This is a genomic window from Serratia sp. 506_PEND, assembly GCF_001076875.1.
GTDB classification, from domain to species: Bacteria; Pseudomonadota; Gammaproteobacteria; order Enterobacterales; family Enterobacteriaceae; genus Serratia; species Serratia marcescens.
This window is the reverse complement of record NZ_JVEL01000458.1, coordinates 1-1,788: the sequence shown is the minus strand read 5'-3', so window position 1 is coordinate 1,788 and position 1,788 is coordinate 1. Positions and strand designations below refer to the sequence as shown.

4 protein-coding genes are annotated in these 1,788 nt (G+C 54.0%); all 4 read left to right on the top strand.

Going from position 1 to position 1,788, the window contains the following annotated elements:
- The first annotated feature begins 34 nt into the window (after nucleotides 1-34).
- The 4 genes from ADK28_RS30310 to ADK28_RS18435 are packed head-to-tail and all read left to right on the top strand — an operon-like array spanning nucleotide 35 to nucleotide 1,755.
- Entirely contained in the window at nucleotides 35-256 is a 222-nt protein-coding gene (locus ADK28_RS30310; protein ID WP_025203170.1) for a DUF987 domain-containing protein, read from the top strand.
- 15 nt (nucleotides 257-271) lie between these two features.
- Complete coding sequence (locus tag ADK28_RS18440; RefSeq protein ID WP_048796329.1) at nucleotides 272-916, top strand: hypothetical protein; 645 nt, start codon at nucleotides 272-274, stop codon at nucleotides 914-916.
- A 50-nt stretch (nucleotides 917-966) separates the two neighbouring features.
- On the top strand, nucleotides 967-1,323 hold the full coding sequence (locus ADK28_RS30305; RefSeq protein WP_064575265.1) for a type IV toxin-antitoxin system YeeU family antitoxin: 357 nt from the start codon (nucleotides 967-969) through the stop codon (nucleotides 1,321-1,323).
- Nucleotides 1,324-1,362: 39 nt separating this feature from the next.
- Nucleotides 1,363-1,755, top strand: coding sequence for a TA system toxin CbtA family protein (locus ADK28_RS18435; RefSeq protein ID WP_048796328.1), 393 nt, complete (start codon nucleotides 1,363-1,365; stop codon nucleotides 1,753-1,755).
- Nucleotides 1,756-1,788 lie beyond the last annotated feature (33 nt).

Genomic DNA, 1,788 nt, shown 5'->3' with positions numbered 1-1,788 from the left:
TGGAAATCGTCTCCTTTTCTGAGAGAGGCTGGCTTTGAAAATCATCAGTAAACGACAGGCGATGGCAATTTACCGTCAGCATCCTGGTTCCCGGTTGTTTCGCTTTTGTACCGGAAAATACACATGGAGCGGCAGCGTCTGCCACTACTACGGTCGAAAAGTCCAGGATATCAGCGGTGTGCTCGCGGTCTTCGCTGAGCGCCGTCAGGACCGCAACGGCCCGTATGTCGTATTACGCAGCGTCACGCTGAACTGAGTAAGGAAAATACCGATGAGCAGAATTATCTCCACCACCATTTATACGCTGGATGAACTTTCAGGATCGGCCAGAGAACAAGCCCGCGCCTGGTATCGTGAGCATGCACTGAACGATGACTGGTATCAGAACGTGTTTGACGAGTTCTGCGGCACCTGCAATATCCTGGGCCTCGAAATTAATATGTACAGGGTACCTCTCCTGTCTGGCGGCAGTCGTCAGCACCGCTGTATCTGGTTCAGCGGCTTTTGCCATCAGGGGGAGGGGGCCTGCTTTGAAGGAGATTATGCTTACCAGCCGCAGGCCGTCTACCGGATCCGGGAACACTCCCCTGAAGACGCAGACCTTCACCGGATTGCCGATTTACTGCAAGCCATTCAGTTGCACAACAGCGGTCAGCTTCATGCCACGATCCGCCATCACGGCCAGCATATCCATGAAAACTGTATGGCAGTCACGGTCGAACACCACAGCCCTTCCGGGCAGGACATGACCACAGACAGTGAAGCAGCGGTAACCGAAGCCATGCGGTTGCTGGCCCGCTGGTTATACGACTGGCTGGAAAGCGAATACGGCTGGCAGACCTCTCCCGCCATTGTTGACGACGACATCATCGACGCTAAATACACCTTCACCGCATCCGGTCAGTGCTTCGGCTGAACGGCATCACCTTTAACCTTTCCTGTATGACTTTTTAGCGAGGCTTAATAATGACCGATACACTCACGCCCCGTGTTCCCACGGACGCACCGCGCTGGGGTCTGCCGCGCGATACCACACCCTGTTTTGGCGCACGCCTGGTGCAGGAGGGCAACCGACTGCATTACCTGAATGACCGCGCCAGCATCACCGGAACCTTCAGCGAGGCGGATTTACGCCATATTGACCAGGCGTTTCCTCTATTGCTTAAGCAGCTTGAACTGAAACTGATCAGCGGTGAACTTACCCCACACCGCCAGCATTGTGTCACGCTACACGCGAAAGGGCTGACCTGTGAAGCGGACAGTCTCGGCTCCTGTGGTTATGTCTATATCGCGATTTACCCGACATCTGCACCTACCGCATAAACCCCACAACACTTAACCAACGCTCAAAGAGAACCAGTAATGAGAATTTTACCTGTATCCGCAAAACGGGCGGCTGAGATTTGCCCGTCACCTGGTGTGTCAGCAGTGGCTGTGTGGCTGACCCTACTGACGTACCTGCTGGACCAACACTACGGTCTAACGCTGAACGACACGCCGTTTGGCAATGACGGCGTGATCCAGGAACACATTGACGCCGGTATTTCACTGTGTGACGCGGTGAATTTTATCGTGGAGAAATATGACCTGGTGCGTACTGACCGTCGTGGCTTCAGCGCAGAAACACAATCGCCACTTATCAGCAGTATCGATATACTTCGCGCCCATCGTGCCACCGGGCTGATGAAACGTAGCGGTTACAGAGCCATCACCGATATCACTACCGGGCAATATTCACTGGAGTCCGGGCAATGAAAGTTAGCCTGAACATTGAAGCTGACGCCATCA